Annotated in this window: 16 protein-coding genes; 14 read left to right on the forward strand and 2 right to left on the reverse strand. The window is 47.4% G+C overall.

Going from position 1 to position 16,854, the window contains the following annotated elements; translation table 11 throughout:
- Positions 1-254 precede the first annotated feature (254 nt).
- Positions 255-1,649 carry an L-cystine transporter gene (locus NYE48_RS05005; RefSeq protein ID WP_212952801.1) on the forward strand — a complete coding sequence of 465 codons (1,395 nt, stop codon included), beginning with the start codon at positions 255-257 and terminating at the stop codon, positions 1,647-1,649.
- Positions 1,650-1,959: 310 nt separating this feature from the next.
- Positions 1,960-2,682, forward strand: a complete 723-nt coding sequence (locus NYE48_RS05010) for a queuosine precursor transporter (protein ID WP_036714635.1) — start codon at positions 1,960-1,962, stop codon at positions 2,680-2,682.
- A gap of 165 nt (positions 2,683-2,847) precedes the next feature.
- Here NYE48_RS05010 and NYE48_RS05015 read toward each other — a convergent pair whose 3' ends face one another.
- The gene (locus tag NYE48_RS05015; protein WP_341000603.1) at positions 2,848-3,939 is read right to left on the reverse strand and encodes a M24 family metallopeptidase; all 1,092 of its coding nucleotides are present in this window, start codon (positions 3,937-3,939) and stop codon (positions 2,848-2,850) included.
- A gap of 111 nt (positions 3,940-4,050) precedes the next feature.
- Positions 4,051-4,788, reverse strand: a complete 738-nt coding sequence (locus NYE48_RS05020; RefSeq protein WP_340997224.1) for an MBL fold metallo-hydrolase — start codon at positions 4,786-4,788, stop codon at positions 4,051-4,053.
- Between the two features lie 232 nt (positions 4,789-5,020).
- Between NYE48_RS05020 and NYE48_RS05025 the strand changes: the two genes are divergently transcribed.
- From NYE48_RS05025 to NYE48_RS05080, 12 genes are all read left to right on the forward strand, one after another.
- Positions 5,021-5,896, forward strand: a complete 876-nt coding sequence (locus NYE48_RS05025) for an SDR family oxidoreductase (RefSeq protein WP_340997226.1) — start codon at positions 5,021-5,023, stop codon at positions 5,894-5,896.
- A complete protein-coding gene (locus NYE48_RS05030; RefSeq protein WP_340997229.1) occupies positions 5,893-6,444 on the forward strand; it encodes a DUF2569 domain-containing protein in 552 nt (183 codons plus the stop codon). The genes NYE48_RS05025 and NYE48_RS05030 overlap by 4 nt, the downstream gene beginning before the upstream one ends.
- A 129-nt stretch (positions 6,445-6,573) precedes the next feature.
- The gene (locus NYE48_RS05035; RefSeq protein WP_340997231.1) at positions 6,574-7,077 is read left to right on the forward strand and encodes a GNAT family N-acetyltransferase; all 504 of its coding nucleotides are present in this window, start codon (positions 6,574-6,576) and stop codon (positions 7,075-7,077) included.
- 294 nt (positions 7,078-7,371) lie between these two features.
- A complete protein-coding gene (locus tag NYE48_RS05040) occupies positions 7,372-8,913 on the forward strand; it encodes a copper amine oxidase N-terminal domain-containing protein (protein ID WP_340997234.1) in 1,542 nt (513 codons plus the stop codon).
- A 367-nt stretch (positions 8,914-9,280) separates the two neighbouring features.
- Entirely contained in the window at positions 9,281-10,156 is an 876-nt protein-coding gene (gene xerA / locus NYE48_RS05045) for a site-specific tyrosine recombinase/integron integrase (protein ID WP_341000604.1), read from the forward strand.
- Positions 10,157-10,294: 138 nt separating this feature from the next.
- Positions 10,295-11,065 carry a TRADD-N-associated membrane domain-containing protein gene (locus NYE48_RS05050; protein ID WP_340997236.1) on the forward strand — a complete coding sequence of 257 codons (771 nt, stop codon included), beginning with the start codon at positions 10,295-10,297 and terminating at the stop codon, positions 11,063-11,065.
- A gap of 246 nt (positions 11,066-11,311) precedes the next feature.
- Entirely contained in the window at positions 11,312-12,193 is an 882-nt protein-coding gene (locus NYE48_RS05055) for an AbiJ-NTD4 domain-containing protein (protein ID WP_340997239.1), read from the forward strand.
- 239 nt (positions 12,194-12,432) lie between these two features.
- A complete protein-coding gene (locus tag NYE48_RS05060; RefSeq protein ID WP_028538617.1) occupies positions 12,433-12,930 on the forward strand; it encodes a hypothetical protein in 498 nt (165 codons plus the stop codon).
- Between the two features lie 224 nt (positions 12,931-13,154).
- Positions 13,155-13,640, forward strand: coding sequence for a hypothetical protein (locus NYE48_RS05065; RefSeq protein WP_340997244.1), 486 nt, complete (start codon positions 13,155-13,157; stop codon positions 13,638-13,640).
- Positions 13,641-13,666: 26 nt separating this feature from the next.
- Positions 13,667-14,817 (forward strand): IS3 family transposase gene (locus tag NYE48_RS05070; RefSeq protein WP_340997247.1). Its coding sequence is split into 2 segments (ribosomal slippage): positions 13,667-13,922 and positions 13,922-14,817, totalling 1,152 coding nucleotides; the frame shifts between segments, so codons are not numbered across the junction.
- A gap of 365 nt (positions 14,818-15,182) precedes the next feature.
- Positions 15,183-15,578 carry a hypothetical protein gene (locus NYE48_RS05075; protein ID WP_212953175.1) on the forward strand — a complete coding sequence of 132 codons (396 nt, stop codon included), beginning with the start codon at positions 15,183-15,185 and terminating at the stop codon, positions 15,576-15,578.
- A 232-nt stretch (positions 15,579-15,810) separates the two neighbouring features.
- A complete protein-coding gene (locus NYE48_RS05080) occupies positions 15,811-16,680 on the forward strand; it encodes a hypothetical protein (RefSeq protein ID WP_340997250.1) in 870 nt (289 codons plus the stop codon).
- Positions 16,681-16,854 lie beyond the last annotated feature (174 nt).

Genomic DNA, 16,854 nt, shown 5'->3' on the forward strand with positions numbered 1-16,854 from the left:
TCCAAAATTACAAGGGATGACTTCTTTTTGCGTCATATCCCCAAAATTGTCCTAAAATTAATCCTATCCAAATACTATGAATTGTGCTAAACTTAAAATCACTTTCGAAGCTGATTGAGGAGCTTGCCGATTCTACCGGCGTTAAAGCTTGCTTTCGGCCAGTCATCATACATCATCAAAGGCCAAGCAATTTCCGGCTGCGGACGGGGAAACGCTGGGGGGCCTTAAGAATAACAAGGGGTGCTATAAAAGAGATGAACACATTATGGGTTGTTGTCAATGTGATCGTCATGCTGGCCTTGATCGGCCTGCTGCTGTGGATGCAGAAAAAGCATGTATCGTTCACGAAACGCGTGTTTGCCGGTCTCGGACTCGGCGTCGTGTTTGGCGTCGTATTGCAGTTGATTTTCGGCGTCGACTCCAAAGTGATATCGAAGTCGGTCGACTGGTTCAATTTGGCGGGTTACGGCTATGTCGGCCTGCTGCAGATGGTGGTCATTCCTCTGATCATGGTTTCGATCATTTCCGCCATCATGAATTTGAAGGGCAGACAAAATCTCGGCAAAATGAGCGGTTCGATCATCGCCGTGCTGCTGATCACCGTAGCGATTGCAGCCGCGGTAAGTATCGCGACCAGCCTCAGCTTTAACCTGAAAGCCATCGACATCAAAGCGGGCGACCGCGAGGCCCAGCAGGGACAGAAGCTGGAGCAGAAGCTTGGCGATGTCCAGGATAAAACGATTCCGCAGCAAATCCTGGAATTCGTGCCGACGAATCCGTTCGCCGATATGACGGGCGCGCGCCGTTCGTCCACGCTGGCCGTCGTTATTTTCTCCGCGTTCATCGGCGTGGCGGTGCTCGGCATCGACCGCAAAAAGCCGGAGCAGGCGGCCACCTTCCGAAAAATGGTTGAAGCGGTCTACGCGGTGGTGCTCAGGATCGTAACGCTCGTCTTGAGGCTGACGCCGTACGGCATCCTCGCCTTGATTACGAAGACGGTGGCGACCACCAACGTCGACGAGATCCTGAAGCTGATCAAATTCGTCATTGCATCTTATGTCGCTTTGATCGTGATGTTTATCATTCACTTGATTATCGTTGCTCTTTTCGGATTTAATCCGGTGCAATATGTCAAAAAGGTATTCCCGACGCTGACCTTCGCTTTCACTTCCCGTTCGAGCGCGGCGACGATTCCGCTGAACGTGGAGACGCAAACGAAGAAGCTGGGCGTTTCCGAAGGGATCGCCAACCTGTCCGCAACCTTCGGGGCCACGATCGGGCAAAACGGCTGCGCCGGCATTTACCCGGCCATGCTGGCCTGCATGATCGCGCCGACGGTCGGCATCGATCCGCTGAGCTGGAGCTTTATCGTACAGCTGATCCTGATCGTCGTCATCAGTTCCTTCGGCGTTGCCGGCGTGGGCGGCGGGGCGACGTTCGCTTCCTTGATCGTCTTGTCCACGATGAACCTTCCGGTGGCGCTCGCCGGCCTCCTGATCTCGGTTGAACCGCTGATCGACATGGGCCGCACGGCGCTGAACGTCAACGACTCGATGGTCGCGGGGCTGGTATCCAGCAAAATTTTGAAAGAAAACGACCATGACGTCTTCAACAAGGACGTGGATCTGGACCATGCCGTCCAGGCATAATCCGGTCAACGTGTAATCAGAACGTTCTTCTCCCGGGATTTGCGGCGCTTCGATTTAACTTGTGCGTAGGTTGAACGAGGTCTCTCTAGGGCTTGCCTGCAACATCCCGACATATAGATGGTTTGGAGCTTCGGCGGATGCCGGGGCTCTTTTTTTCGTTCACGCCCGGCTTTGCCCGCATGTTTTCTCAGAAAAAAACAATAGCCACAAGGGGACGAATTATGTTACATTAGAACATGTTTTTGGGCCAAGACGCCCGGAAACCGCGGTTCGAAACCATCCCGCGTAATCAAAACTAGGAGGAAACATCATGTTTAATTTGCTTTGGGGTATCGTGTACGTACTCGTCAATTTTTCGCTGTACTTGCTCTGTTACCGGCTGTTCGGCAAAAAAGGCCTGTACGCCTGGATCGGCGTCGCCACCGTCGTAGCCAACATTCAAGTGACCAAAACGATCGAAATGTTCGGCATCGCCATGACGCTGGGCAATACGATGTATGTCAGCCTGTACATGACCAGCGACCTGCTGAACGAAAAATACGGCAGGCAGGAGGCGCGGAAGGCCGTCTGGTTCGGCTTTTTTACGCTGATCATCACGACGGTGCTGATGCAGATGGCGCTTTATTTCAAGCCGATGGGCGGCGCGGACGACGAAATGCAGAAGGCGCTGCAAAGCATTTTCGGATTGATGCCGCGTCTGGCGCTCGGAAGCTTGACCGCGTATTTCGTGAGCCAGTTCCTGGACGTGAAGCTGTACAGCTGGATCCGCAAGTTTTACGGCAAACGCCATCAGTTCTGGATCCGCAACAACGGCAGCACGATGATCAGCTCGCTGGTGGACACGCTCGTCTTTTGCGTCATCGCGTTTGCGGGAAGAGAAGGTTTTACGTGGACCGTGTGGCTGGAAGTGTTCCTGACGACGTATATCATCAAGTTCATTTTGACCGCCGTGGGGACGCCGTTTTTGTATATCGCCCGCGACTTCAAGTTTGCGGATGAGGAACCCGGCGCAAGCCGTCCGGCACAATCGTAATCGGCAGCCTTTTTCTTGAACGGCCGGCAGAGCGGCCGGCGAATGCTAATACATTTTTGTACGCATTACGCATGAAAAAAACCGGAAGCAGCATCCGACAAGGATGAGGCATTCCGGTTTTTTTCGTTGTTGATCGGGCGGCGGCCGCGGGCTTTACACCCTTGGTCAGCCTTCGAGAATGGTCAATTCTTTTGGATAGGACGTCAGCACTTCCACGCCGTTGTCCGTCACGAAAATGTCGTCTTCGATCCGCACGCCGCCAAGGCCTGCGACATAGACGCCGGGTTCGACGGTGAACACCATGCCCGGCTGCACGAGATCGGCGTTGTTGCCGTGCACGGAAGGATATTCATGCACATCCATGCCGAGGCCGTGGCCGAGGCGATGCAGGAAATACGGGCCGTAGCCTGCATTTTCGATCGCATCCCGGGCCGCTTTGTCCACCGACGCGAGCGTCACGCCCGGTTTGATGGCTTGAATGCCCTGCAGGTTGGCTTCCAATACGGCGTTGTATATCTTTTTCAGTTCCGGAGAGATGTCTCCCACCGCAAACGTGCGGGTAATGTCGGAGGCGTAGCCGTCCGCGTACACCCCCATATCGAACATCAGCAGGTCGCCGTGCTGGATTTTGCGGTCTCCCGGCGTGCCGTGCGGCAAAGCCGTTTTCGGTCCGGACAAGACCATCGTTTCGAAGGAAGGGCCCTGCGCACCGAGTTTCTTCATTAAATATTCCAGCTCGGCGACGATTTCGATTTCGGTCACGCCGGTTTTGACGCTTTTCAGCCCTTGGCGCAGCACCTCTTCGATCAGTTCCATCGCGTGTTTCATGCGTTTGATCTCTTCCGGCGATTTGTTCACGCGCATGCCGCGCAGCAGCGGGCCGATATCCGCGTATTGCTTGGCCGATACGGCTGCGGACAGCTCTTCGTAACGGGCGACGGTCAGCTGTTCCTTTTCGATGCCGAGCGTGCCGATGCTGCCTTTAAACAGCCGCTGCAGCAGCGCATACGGATTGTCCGTGTCGCTGTGGGTCACGATGTTTTTGACGGTGGATGCGGCGTTGGCCGCTTCCGCGTCCAGGGCCGGCACGATCAGCGTCGGTTCTTCGCCGCGTACGAGCAGCAGACCGAGAAAACGTTCATGCGGATCGCTGGCGAATCCGGTCAAATAGTATACATGTTTGGGATCGGTCACCAGCAGGCTGTCCCATCCCTTTTCATTCATGGATTGTTCCAATTGTTCGATACGACTGCTCATCATCCCAACTTCCTTTCTTTAGCAAAGCTCTCCCGTGCGAATCGCTCTTCCATTGTACACCCAAGCGTGATTGGGCTGAACCGTTTTCTGGCCTTGCTTGCGCAGATTTTTTTATGCCTGTTCCAGCGTGCGGATCAGCTCGGCAAGGCGTTCGGATGGATGGTTATCGTACAAGCCCCCATGGTAGCAGAAGATTTTTTGCAGCGGCAAACCGGTCAGCTTGTGCATGCTCCGAACCGCTTCGTCCATGTCCAGGGTAAAAAAGCCTTCCGGAGGTCCCGCCAAATCCCCGTCAACGACACGCAGCTCGTCCGCGGCCAGCAGCAGCTGTTCTTCAGGCAGATACAAGCAGATATGGCCAGGGGTATGGCCCGGCGTATGAATGACGCGCATGCCCCCGTGGATATCGAGCACGTCGCCGTCTGCCAGCACGCGGGAGATCCGGATGGAAGGCAGCTTGTCGAAAAGGGAGCGGATGGCGGTTTGCGCCGCCTCGGGCATTTGGGAAATGCGCTCGTCCGTCATTTTGATGATGCGTTTTTCGCCCGTGATGTACGGAATGTCATCGGCATGCGCCCACACCTCGATCGCCGGATTTTCGGCGATAAACGCCGCCAAGTTTCCGACATGGTCAATATCCTGATGCGTCAAAATAATCCGTTTAATGTCCGACAGCTGCAGTCCGGCTTCGCGGATCGCCCGGGTCATCTGGTCCATTTGCCCGATCATGCCGGTATCCACCAGCGTCGCCCCCTCCTGATCCCACAGCAGCACGGGCTGGTAATAAGGCTGGGCAGCTCCAGGCTGCGCGTACAAATCGATCGACACGATGCGTTCTCCAAGTTTCATATGTTCTCCGGATGAATATCCGGCACACCTCCTTCGGGTTTCTGACCTACTTCATTATAATCCGTCAGAGCGGAAAATAAAAAACGCCGGCTTGGGCCAAAAGGAAAACCAACGGTTGCTTTCCTCGTGCGGGCATGTTTAATTACAGATAGGGAGAAATAGGAAAAGACTGGACGGCGGGCAGACATTGGGATGATGTGAAGCTAAAAAAAGGGACGGGAGGAACGAAACGATGGGCAAGTTGATGGTCGTCACCGGGGCCAATTCGGGCATGGGGCTTGCTTCCACGATTGCGCTGGCCAAGCAGGGAGCGGACGTCGTGATGGTGTGCCGCAACGAACGGCGGGGACAGGAGGCGCTGGCAGAGGCCGTGCGGCAAAGCGGTTCGGATCGTATTCAATTGATGCTTTGCGACTTGGGCCGTTTGGACAGCATACGGGAGTTCGCCAAGGCGTTCCGGGAGCGTTACAGCAAGCTTGACGTGCTGCTCAACAATGCCGGCGTCGTCATGCTGACAAGGCAGGAGACGGCCGACGGCTTCGAAATGGACATGGGGGTCAATCACCTGGGTCATTTTCTGCTGACGAATTTGCTGCTGGAGCCGCTGCTGGCCGCCAAGCAGGGAAGGGTCGTGACGGTCGCCTCCGGCGCGTATAAGGCGGGGAAAATCCATTTCGACGATCCGTTCCTGACGCGCGGATTCAACCCGGCCAAAGCTTATGGGCAGTCGAAGCTGGCGAACATTTTGTTTACGAAGGAGCTCGCTTCGCGCGTGGCCGGTACTTCGGTCACCGCCAACTGCCTGCATCCGGGAGCGGTCGGAACCCAAATCGGCGTCAACCGCGATACCGGGTTCGGCAAAACGGTGCTGGCCATGCTGAAGCCGTTCTTTTTAACTCCGGAAAAAGGCGCCGAAACGGCGGTGTATCTCGCTTCCGATCCGGAAGCGGGGCGGTTTAGCGGGCAATATTTTTACAAGAAAAAACCGCAGCCGCTTGCGGCCAAAGCCGAAAACATGGAGGATGCCAAACGTCTGTGGGCGTGGAGCTGCCGTCAGGTGGGGATCGAAGACGAACCTGTCGGGGGCAACGAAAGGAGAACGCGATGAATCCAAACGATAACCTGGAACGCGAGACGAGGCCGGCGAGGGGGCAGCCGCCGTTATCCATGCGGACGGATATGCCCCAAGGGCTGGGCGGATGGTTAGTGCTTTTGCAGATCAACATGTATTATTCGCTGTTATTGTTTTCCGATTATTTCTTTCGGGGCTTGCTTCCGATCTATTCCTCGGAGACTTGGCATTCCTTGACGTACCCGGACGGCGCATACTACAATCCGCACGCCAAACGGCTGTTTATGCTGGAAACCTTGTCCACGGCCGTCATGCTTGGCCTGCTCGTCGTCGCTTTGGTGCTGCTCTACCGGAAAAAGTCCGCGTTTCCATGGATCATGATTTGTTATTTTGTGCTGACCGTGTTGTTTGATTTGGGAACGAGCATGGTGTTCGACCGGTTTTTGACGTATGAGGATTTGGGCGGAGCCGAGCGGGATCAATATACAAAAACCGGGCTGGTCATTCAGCGGTTAACCTTTTGCGTCGTGTGGACGGCGTATTTGCTCCGTTCCAAACGGGTGAAAAATACGTTCGTGAACTAATTCATGCGGGGAAGACCCGGCCCGTGACGGAGGCGATCCCTAAAATCTGCCGTATAGCGCTCCCGCCGTTCTTCCTTTACAATAGAAAACAAAATCTATCGGACTCGCTCGAGGAGGACTGTTTGCAGCATGACATGGGACAACTATACGATCGAAGATGCCCTACTTGAAGATTTGCCGGACATCGTCGCCATTTACAACTCAACCGTTGCCGGAAGGCAAGTGACAGCGGATCTGGAGCCGGTAACGGTGGAAAGCCGCCGGCGCTGGTTTGACGAGCATAACAGCCATCACCGCCCGCTGTGGGTCATGAAGTCGGAGGGGAAGACGGTCGCTTGGCTGAGCTTCCAATCCTTTTATGGACGGGCCGCATACAATGCGACGGCGGAGATCAGCATTTATGTGTCGGAGGCGTGCCGCGGCAAGGGCGCGGGCGGCATTTTGCTGGAAAAAGCGTTTGAAGCCTGTCCGCGTCTGGGGCTCAAAAGGCTGGTCGGGTTCGTGTTCGGCCACAACGATCCGAGCTTGAAGCTGCTGAGAAAGTATGGTTTTGAGGATTGGGGCTTGCTGCCGGGCGTGGCCGAACTGGATGGCATCGAGCGCGATCTCGTGATCGTGGGGAAAAAGGTGTAGGCATAAGTTCGAGATGAAAGTCCAGGCGTAAAGTTAGCAGAGCCGCCCAAAGCAGAAACTACGATGGAACGCCGCAATTCTATTTTCACCATTCAAATTCAAAAGCCGATCTTGTCTGTTACGAAACAGTGCGAGAGTCGGCTTTTGCTTGTTCGGGGGAGTTCGTGTCGGATTCCAAAATCATGCAAAAATAGTGTTTACACGGGCCTATGCGCACTGGCATACTATATACAATCGGGATATTCCCGAGTGCTTTTTATGGCAAGAAAATACGATGGGTACATAAGGAGGAACATGATGAAGAAGCGTTTCAAATGGGGACTGGCTGCCATGCTGTCCTTGCTGCTGGTCGTGATGGCAGGCTGCCAAGCCGTTGGCGGCGTGGATGTCGGCAAGGCGGCGCTGAGCTCGCTGGATGTCAAATCGGCGATGTCCAAGCAGACCGTGTCCTTGCAGCTGGTTCCGGCTGACGGCAAACTGAGCGCAGAGGACCAAAAGGCGATCGATCTGCTGAGCTCCTTGTCCATTACGATCGACCAGGCCATTACGCAGGACTTGAATCACGCGTCTATGGAAGGTGCCGTTCAGTTCCAAGGCAAAAAGCTTCCTTTCCACCTGGCGATGGATGCGAAAACGTTGAATCTGTCGGTCGAAGGCATGACGCAGCCGATCTCCGTATCGCTTGAACCGGAAACGTTGGATCCTGCTTTTGCGGTTCCGCAAATGAACAACGAAAGCGTTATTCAAATGTACAAGGACATGCTCGGTTTCCTGCTGAAGCATACGCCGAATCCGTCCAAGATTTCGATTACGCCTGTGAACGATACAGTGAACGGGGAGTCGCTGTCGCTGCAAAAGCTGCACGTCGAAATCCGAGGGGATGAGCTGGCCGGCCTGGCCAAAGGCTTCCTGACCAGCCTGTCCAAGGACAAAGAAGGCCTCAAACAATTGATTACCCGTCTGTATGACACCTATTATCCGATCATCGCCGCTTACTACGCCGGCGTTCCGGGGATGGAAGAGGATGCGCTAACCAGCGCGGAGAAGGAGAAAGAAATCGCTCTCGTTGCGGATCAGCTGATCAGCGCCGTGAACGAGATTTTGCCTGATTTCGATAAAAACGTAAACGAGCTGTTCGAGGGAACGCCTGAGCTGCGCACCGTTTTGGGCAAAGACACCGTGCTTTCGCTCGACTTCCTGCTCGACAGCAAAATGAATATCCGCAAGCAAAACATGGACCTGACCGTGCAGCTGCCGGCGAACAAGGACATTCCGGTGAAGCAGGTGAAGGTGCATTCCGAAGCGGAAACGTGGAAAATCAACGAGCCTGTGACCATCCATCCGGTGGACGGCTCCAAAGGCTTCTGGAACGTGGCTCCGGGCGAAGGAACGCCGGGCGAGGTGCTGCGCCATCTGGACAGCAAGTCGGAACTGTACCGTTTATTGAAGAACGATATGCAGATCACGCGTAAATCGTTCGACATGTATGCGGAAGATGACCCGACCATGATGTTGGTTCCGGGATATGAGCCGGTCATCGTGAATAACACGCTGATGGTGCCGGTGAAACACGTCGCGAACCAGCTGGACGCAAAATTGTCCTGGGACAAAGCGACCAAACAAATCACGCTCACGGAAGACCTGACCGGCGCCAAAATCGTCCTGAAAGTAGGCTCCAAGCAGGCATCCATCAACGGTACCGCCGAGGTGCTTGCCGAGCCGGTGCAAAACTTTGAGGGCTCCAACTACGTGCCGATGCGTTTTATCACCAAGGCGCTGGGTGCGCAAGGACATTGGGATGCCAAGGGGAAAGTTTTGACGATTGAGAGGGATTGAGTGGGGTTTTTGGCGTTGATTATACCTTTTTGAAGAGAGCAGCATGTTGTTCCGAAAGAATCGGAGACGGTTGAGAAAAACCGTCTCTTTTTTGCGTTCTAGGAGACGCGTATCTGTAGAGTAAGAACACCAGCATTTTGATCGGGGGGACAACCGTGCATGTAAAACGTATTGAAGTGCGAAATGTCTACGAGGGCGACTATGGCTGACTCTTTCTCACGAGAAGGATTGGATTCGGCGGATACGTAACGTTCCGGGACGAAAATGGCACCCGGATCTAAAGCAGTGGAGCTTTCCTGCTGATGAACGTACCTTGGGGATATTTGTGGAGCAGTTTGCAGATTGTCCCGTTCATATGGAAGAGGTGATGCGGAGTAAGTATCTTCAATTCAGGAGACTTTCTACTTATGGAGACCGTTGGCGTAAACAGTGCCAAGAATGCATGCGTTTAAAAGGATATAGCAGAAACACTGAAAAAGCATATTTAGGACATTTGGAGAGGTGCATGCAGAGTACGGGAAGCAGCTTGGAATCCATGCGTGTATCAGATGTGAGAAATTACTTACTTGAACTTTTTGATCAAAATCACTCTCATACCTATGTTAACCAGGCGATCAGCGCTCTAAGTTTCTGGTTTAAGGAAGTAGAAAAACGGACCGACTTCCCAAAAGTATGGGCTCGGCCGAAACGGGAAAAGAAGCTGCCCGCCGTTCTATCGGCATCGGAAGTATCCACGCTTCTTAAAAGTGTTATAAATTTAAAACATAGGGCCATTCTAACCTTGATTTATTCGGCAGGACTGCGAATCAGTGAGGCTGTGCATTTGAATGTTCATGATCTGGATGTAGAGCGTGGCATCATTCACATACGACAGTCAAAAGGAAGAAAGGATCGATATACGGTTTTGTCACAGACGGCATACAAGCTGCTGGAGCAGTATATCCGAGTAGAAGGGCCTGAAACCTGGCTTTTTCCTGGGCGAAGCAAAAACAGTCCGATCACCGCGAGAACGATTCAACATGTATTTGAAAAAATAAAACAAAAAGCAGGCATTCAAAAGCCCGCGACTGTTCATACGCTGAGACATTCCTTTGCTACCCATCTCTTGGAGGCAGGTACAGACATAAGATACATTCAAGAATTACTAGGCCATACGAGTTCCAAGACTACTGAAATCTACACTCATGTGAGCATTAGAGATATCCGTCGCATCCAAAGTCCTTTGGACCGAATGCAAGAATGAATTGAATATACTGGGAAATTCGCATAACATTATAATATATGGATTTAATGCGAATGTCGTAATAATTCGAGAAAGAGGAGGGATTACGACATTCGCAGAATAAGAGTTAGGTGAAATTACTGAAAAGGAATGAAAAACATGAATGACGGTGAAATCAAAGTAGCTAATAATGATTTGAAAGCAAGTATTACAATTAACAATCCAGTAGCATATGAGTTTATTGAATCAAAAATAGAAAAATTAAAATCAGAATTATCTTACCAAAGAAAACTAAATATTGGTATGAGGTCATTCTTTTTGATTCTACTAATTATTGGTTTGTTGGGATTAGCCGATGTTTTGAATATCAACAACATTGTGAGTAGTATTATTAGTATAATCTGTGGCTTGATAGTTGCTGTTAGTTTTGCTAATTCAAAACATGAACAATTAGCTGCAGAAATAAGAGCATTAGAACAACAGAAAAATAGGATAGAAAATAAATCTGCAAATCAGAAAACAACAAGATATTTTGATGATCTAGTATCCATAAACTTGAGGAATTTAGAAGACTATTATGAATTGGTTAAAAACAGCAACAGAAAATCTTTTACAGCCTCATTATTAATGAGCATTTTTGGATTATTACTTATATCCAGTGGCTTAATTGTCTCATATCTATATGATGATTTAGAAGATATTTCTTATATCGTAACAAGCTCGGGTGTGTTGGTTGAAGCAATCTCTGGATTAATGTTTTATTTATATAACAAGACAGTGCTTCAACTAAAGGGATATCACGATAGTTTATTAGATGTCCAGAATATCCTGCTTTGTTTCAAACTAGTTGAAGATACAGATGATGATAATTCTCGGACGGAAGTTATGAAACAGATGATTGAATATCTTATGAAGAGAAAGAGTTTATAGTTTTTCGAAGAAGTCAGTAACTTCACCTAACACCGTATTCACGCATCGGGCATTCGCCCTCGGTCCGGCACGAAGTTAGAAGAGGAGTTGGAGGGGCATTTCAGTTTCGAGGAAGCGGGATCAGCCGGACACACCCGCACCACCTAACCGCATCGCGGCCGTCCCTTCGGGACTTAAGTTGGTGGGGCGTCGTGAATACAAGAACGTTAGACGAAAGTCACGAAATGCTGAAAGGAAGAGATTCTTATGAATGAGGTCACATTTGAACAAAGATTCGGATTATCATCTGGAAAACCAATTATTAATGATTTTCCGAATTCAGCAAAGATAGCTTTATCCTATGTAATTGATGATCTTATAAATAGAAAGTATATTCTTGAAGGTCATACTGGTTCAGCTTGGAATACAATTATTACTGAAGCATATAGAATCTCTAGGATTGATAGTTCAGGAAGTCAATTCCATACATTTCATGATGAACTTATGTGGCTATTAGAGCAAACTGAATGGCCAAAGGTCTTTACATTCTGTGAAAGAATCTATTCAAGATTTTTAACAGATAATTATACACAATTAGAATCTATTGAATCTGTAAGGAAGTACTTTTCGGATGAAATCAATCAACTATTATCTGAAGAGAACATGGATTATAGGTTTGTGGGTGGACTGTTTGAAAGGAGGGGTAGAGCCCAAACGCAAAACAATATAAAGAAGATGGGTTCTATACTTGCAGACAGTAATTTGAATGAGGTAAGGAAACACTATAATAAAGCACTAAAATTCTTCAATCAAACGCCAGAACCTGATTATCATAATTGTGTAAAAGAAGCTTTATGTGCTTTTGAGTGTGCTATTGAAATCTGCACCGGAAAGAACGCTTCAAATAACTTTACTCAAGCATTGAATGAGCTTGAAGGTAGTGCCGAAGACGAAATACCGACACCAATTTCTCAGAGTATGAAGAAAATTTATGCTTACCGAGGAAGTGGTCAGGGAATATCTCATTCTGCACTAAATGGATATCGTGTAACAGATTTAGAAGCTGAACTTGTATTAAATTTAGTTGCTTCTTATATCACGTATTTTGTAGATTTGTACCCTATTGTTAAAGATGATTTACCATTTTGATAGTATTCCAGGATGTCGTGACCTTCGTCTAACACAGTATTCACGCATCGGGCCATTCGGCCCTCGGTCCGACAGGAGGAAGAAGTGGATTCGTTGGGGCTTTTCAGTGTTCGGGGAAGTAATGCCAGCCGGACACATCGATCCCCCTAAGATAGGAGCTATCTAAGGGGGATCGACGTCGTGAATACGATAACGTTATACGAAAGACTTTTGAATAAATATAAGTATGGGAGAAGTCGATGAAGTTTACTAAATTAATCGAAGATTTAGAAATTATTATTGAATATAAAATCAAAGATGCTATAGGGAGAACAATTAGTGAATTAAATAGAAGGAATATGCTAACAGCAGCATTTGCAAGTGATGATATTATTACTTCTGGATTCATAGAACTAAACAATCAGATTATTAGTAATATTGAGGAATTTAGTAAGTTAAAACTGCTTAAAAAGGGAGAAATCATAGTACTAAAGAAGCAAATAAATATAATAATTGAAAATCAAAGTATATTGTTATTTGGTGAAGCGACGAAACTTACAAGCCATGAACCCAATTACTTGAAATTAGAACATTTTAAAAAAGAATCAAAGAGGATTATGAATCTGCAGATTGAACGTTTACTAAGAGAGAAAAAGCAAAAAACAATTAGTTTTTGGTGGGATCTTTCGAAGATAGCACTTACAGCTATCGTTGCTGGATTTATTGGAGGATATATAAAAGACATTTTTTTTAAGTAAATTCAATGATGAAAAGTCCTTCGTATAACATTGTATCTACGCTTCGTCGCTTTCGCTCCTTGGTCTGCCCGAGGGATTTCGGAGAAGCGGATTCAGGCAGACAACCCTGCAAGGTTAAGTGGCGGAGCCACCCAGTCGCTACGCTCCTTTAAGCCTTTCGGGTTCGTAGATACAGAAACGTTATGCGAAAGACTTTTGAATAAATATAAGTATGGGAGAAGTCGATGAAGTTTACTAAATTAATCGAAGATTTAGAAATTATTATTGAATATAAAATCAAAGATGCTATAGGGAGAACAATTAGTGAATTAAATAGAAGGAATATGCTAACAGCAGCATTTGCAAGTGATGATATTATTACTTCTGGATTCATAGAACTAAACAATCAGATTATTAGTAATATTGAGGAATTTAGTAAGTTAAAACTGCTTAAAAAGGGAGAAATCATAGTACTAAAGAAGCAAATAAATATAATAATTGAAAATCAAAGTATATTGTTATTTGGTGAAGCGACGAAACTTACAAGCCATGAACCCAATTACTTGAAATTAGAACATTTTAAAAAAGAATCAAAGAGGATTATGAATCTGCAGATTGAACGTTTACTAAGAGAGAAAAAGCAAAAAACAATTAGTTTTTGGTGGGATCTTTCGAAGATAGCTGATGCTAGACTAAATAGTGGACACCGAGAATCGAGAATGCGACAATAAACCTAGCAAAATCGAGGTGTCCGAAGATGAGTCAGAAATATGACAAAGAGTTTAAAATCCAAACCGTAAAAATGATTCAGGAACAGGGGAAGCCGGTGGCGCAGGTCGCCCGAGAATTGGGCGTATCCGACAATACTCTGTACCGCTGGATCAACGAATTCAAACAGGATCCGGTCAATGCGTTTCGCGGCAGCGGCAACCTGAAAATCGAGGAAAAAAACCTTCTCGAAATGCAGAAACGAATCCGCCAACTCGAGATGGAGAACGAAATTTTAAAAAAGGCGATGCACATCTTCGCAAAAGACCGGAACTGATCTTTGCGTTTATCCACAAACACCGCTCCAAGTATCCGGTATCGGAGATGTGCAAGGTTTTGAACGTATCCCGGAGTGGTTATTATCAATGGACCAGGCGCCAGGAAAGCAAGCAAAAGAAACGTCGCCGAGAACTGGAACAACAGATTAGCCGTATCTTTGTGGACTCGCGTCGCCTGTACGGCAGCCCGAAGATCGCTCAAGTCTTGCGCCAGCAAGGTGTTCGGGTATCCGAAAAAACGGTCGCCCGCATCATGAAGGAACTGGGGCTTAAGTCGCGCACCGTCAAGAAATACAAGGCGACGACGAACTCGAACCACAATCTGCCAGTGCATGACAATGTGCTGAACCAGCAGTTCAGGGCACAAGCTCCCAATCAAGTCTGGATGGCGGACATCACTTACGTTCCGACAGACGAGGGATGGCTCTATGTCGCGAGCGTGATGGACTTGTACACGCGCAAAATCGTAGGCTGGCACGCCGATGAGCGAATGACCAAGGAATTGGTCCTGCAAGCTCTGGATCAGGCTTACAACCGTCAACGGCCGAAAGGCGAAGTCCTGCATCATTCCGATCGCGGCAGCCAATACGCATCTCATGAGTACCAAAAACGGCTCTTGAAATACGGGATGAAATGCAGCATGAGCCGCAAGGGCAACTGCTATGACAATGCCTGCATCGAATCGTTCCACAGCGTGCTCAAAAAGGAACTCGTCTATCTGGAGAAGTTCAGAACCCGCAAGGAAGCCCAAAGTCGGATTTTTGAATACATCGAGTTTTTCTACAACCGGAAACGCGTACATTCCGCTATCGGGTATCTTACACCTTTTCAATACGAACAAATGTACGGTCAAATTGCGTAATTTTCTCGATTCTGGCTGTCCAATCTATTGACAGAGGTCCAAGCACTTACAGCTATCGTTGCTGGATTTATTGGAGGATATATAAAAGACATTTTTTTTAAGTAAATTCAATGATGAAAAGTCCTTCGTATAACATTGTATCTACGCTTCGTCGCTTTCGCTCCTTGGTCTGCCCGAGGGATTTCGGAGAAGCGGATTCAGGCAGACAACCCTGCAAGGTTAAGTGGCGGAGCCACCCAGTCGCTACGCTCCTTTAAGCCTTTCGGGTTCGTAGATACAGAAACGTTATCAGAAATACCCGCTCAGATGAATCGAACCAGAAAAGGGGCGTAGAAAAGATTAAGAACCCAACTGAAATTATTCAATTGATAAGCCAAGCTTGTGATAGATCTGATATACATAAAATTCAAGATCTTATAAATTCATTAGATATTTCAGAACAACTAGACATCCATGGCTTTTTAAGAAAGATTGACCTAGAGTTTATAACAACAAACATTGATTCTTTGGAGATTAATGATGGTGTTAAGGAACATATAGTATATACAATTCTAAGCCGCACGAACTGGTCAGATGATTTACTTGGAGAGATTATTAAGATATATCAATCTTACGGTTTTATTGCTATGGAAAGCCTAGTTATTACAGCAATAAAACAGGACATAATAACATCTCCCCAATTGAGTTTAATTCTGTTAATCTTTTCAGGTTCTAAGGCAATAAAAAAAGAACTATCAAAGAAGAACTTATTCAAAGAATAGTGAGGGCATTTCAGGAGGGCAGGTACTTCTGATAACACCGCATTCACGCTTCGGGCCGCTGTCGCGTCCCTTGGTCCGCCCGGGGGACTTCGGAGAAGATAAATCAGGCGGACAACCCTGCACCGGCTAAGTCTAACGACCCGCGCTTACGCGCTTAAGCCAGTGAGGGTTCGTAAATACAAGAACGTTAGATGAAATATCAGCAAGATCAATAAATAGTGGAGGGATAACCATGGAAGTTTGTGCCCTTTGTGGTAAACAAGCACAACTAGAGCTAAGTCATATTATTCCAAAGTTTGTCTTTGACTATATTAAGAAGACATCCGCTACTGGTCGTTTCAGAATGCCCTTGGATAATCCCAATATTCCAAAACAAGATGGAGAGAAGAAAAAATTACTTTGTGGAGATTGCGAAGATAAATTTTCCGAACAAGAACGATTATTTGCTACAAATCTTTTCCACCAATTTCAAAGAGATGATACTCAAGAGTTTGAATATGATAAGTGGCTAAGTTATTTTATTACTTCAGTCAATTGGAGAAACCTTCATGAAGATATAGAGTGGTTTCAAAGAGATAAAACCATTTCAGATGAAAAGCTGAAGATACTGATAACTTCTGAGCAGGTAATGAAAGAATATTTATTAGGAACTAGAGATAATTTAGGAGAAATTGAAAATCATATTTTCTTTTTTGACAGAATTAAAGAAACTGATCATAAAGAAATAATTCAGAATGGACCGCATGTTTTCTTTAGAAGAAGTGTATTTGGTTACACTTATATTACTCATGATCCATTTGGAATATATGTGTACTCAAACTTAGCGGGAATTCTTATATGTACAATTATCAAAGCAACTGATGCTGATAATTGGGTCAATACGAAAGTAGATATTAATCATGGAGAAATTCAAATGCCTCAGAATATCACTAGTCCATTAATGAATGAAATATTTGAATATATGCTAGAATGTAGGCAATCTAAGATGTCAGATGGTCAAAAAGAAAAGCTAATAGAAAAGATTAATAGTAATCCTGAGAAATTATTGAATAGTAAATTCATTGAGTTCTGGAAATACGATAAAGATCTTGAGGGTAAATAATGAGGGCTGATACTACATCTAACAAAATGTTCACGCTGCGGGCCATTCGGCCCTTGGTCCGGTTGGAAGTAAGATGTGGATTCGGGGATGCCATTGGCATTAGCAGGGGAGCGGATTCAGCCGGACACATCCAACTCCCTAACCGCATCTCGGCCGCCCTTCGGGCTTAAGGGA

The organism is Paenibacillus sp. FSL M7-1455, from assembly GCF_038004655.1.
Taxonomy (GTDB): Bacteria; Bacillota; Bacilli; order Paenibacillales; family Paenibacillaceae; genus Paenibacillus_AQ; species Paenibacillus_AQ cookii.

Excerpts from the sequence above, each read along its gene's own strand:
- NYE48_RS05050 (WP_340997236.1), top strand. The coding sequence starts at position 10,295 with ATGAATGACGGTGAAATCAAAGTAGCTAATAATGATTTGAAAGCAAGT.
- NYE48_RS05030 (WP_340997229.1), top strand. The coding sequence starts at position 5,893 with ATGAATCCAAACGATAACCTGGAACGCGAGACGAGGCCGGCGAGGGGG.
- NYE48_RS05040 (WP_340997234.1), top strand. The coding sequence starts at position 7,372 with ATGATGAAGAAGCGTTTCAAATGGGGACTGGCTGCCATGCTGTCCTTG.
- NYE48_RS05010 (WP_036714635.1), top strand. The coding sequence starts at position 1,960 with ATGTTTAATTTGCTTTGGGGTATCGTGTACGTACTCGTCAATTTTTCG.
- NYE48_RS05080 (WP_340997250.1), top strand. The coding sequence starts at position 15,811 with ATGGAAGTTTGTGCCCTTTGTGGTAAACAAGCACAACTAGAGCTAAGT.
- NYE48_RS05060 (WP_028538617.1), top strand. The coding sequence starts at position 12,433 with ATGAAGTTTACTAAATTAATCGAAGATTTAGAAATTATTATTGAATAT.
- NYE48_RS05035 (WP_340997231.1), top strand. The coding sequence starts at position 6,574 with ATGACATGGGACAACTATACGATCGAAGATGCCCTACTTGAAGATTTG.
- NYE48_RS05015 (WP_341000603.1), bottom strand. The coding sequence starts at position 3,939 with ATGAGCAGTCGTATCGAACAATTGGAACAATCCATGAATGAAAAGGGA.
- NYE48_RS05025 (WP_340997226.1), top strand. The coding sequence starts at position 5,021 with ATGGGCAAGTTGATGGTCGTCACCGGGGCCAATTCGGGCATGGGGCTT.
- xerA (WP_341000604.1), top strand. The coding sequence starts at position 9,281 with ATGCGGAGTAAGTATCTTCAATTCAGGAGACTTTCTACTTATGGAGAC.
- NYE48_RS05055 (WP_340997239.1), top strand. The coding sequence starts at position 11,312 with ATGAATGAGGTCACATTTGAACAAAGATTCGGATTATCATCTGGAAAA.
- NYE48_RS05020 (WP_340997224.1), bottom strand. The coding sequence starts at position 4,788 with ATGAAACTTGGAGAACGCATCGTGTCGATCGATTTGTACGCGCAGCCT.
- NYE48_RS05065 (WP_340997244.1), top strand. The coding sequence starts at position 13,155 with ATGAAGTTTACTAAATTAATCGAAGATTTAGAAATTATTATTGAATAT.
- NYE48_RS05005 (WP_212952801.1), top strand. The coding sequence starts at position 255 with ATGAACACATTATGGGTTGTTGTCAATGTGATCGTCATGCTGGCCTTG.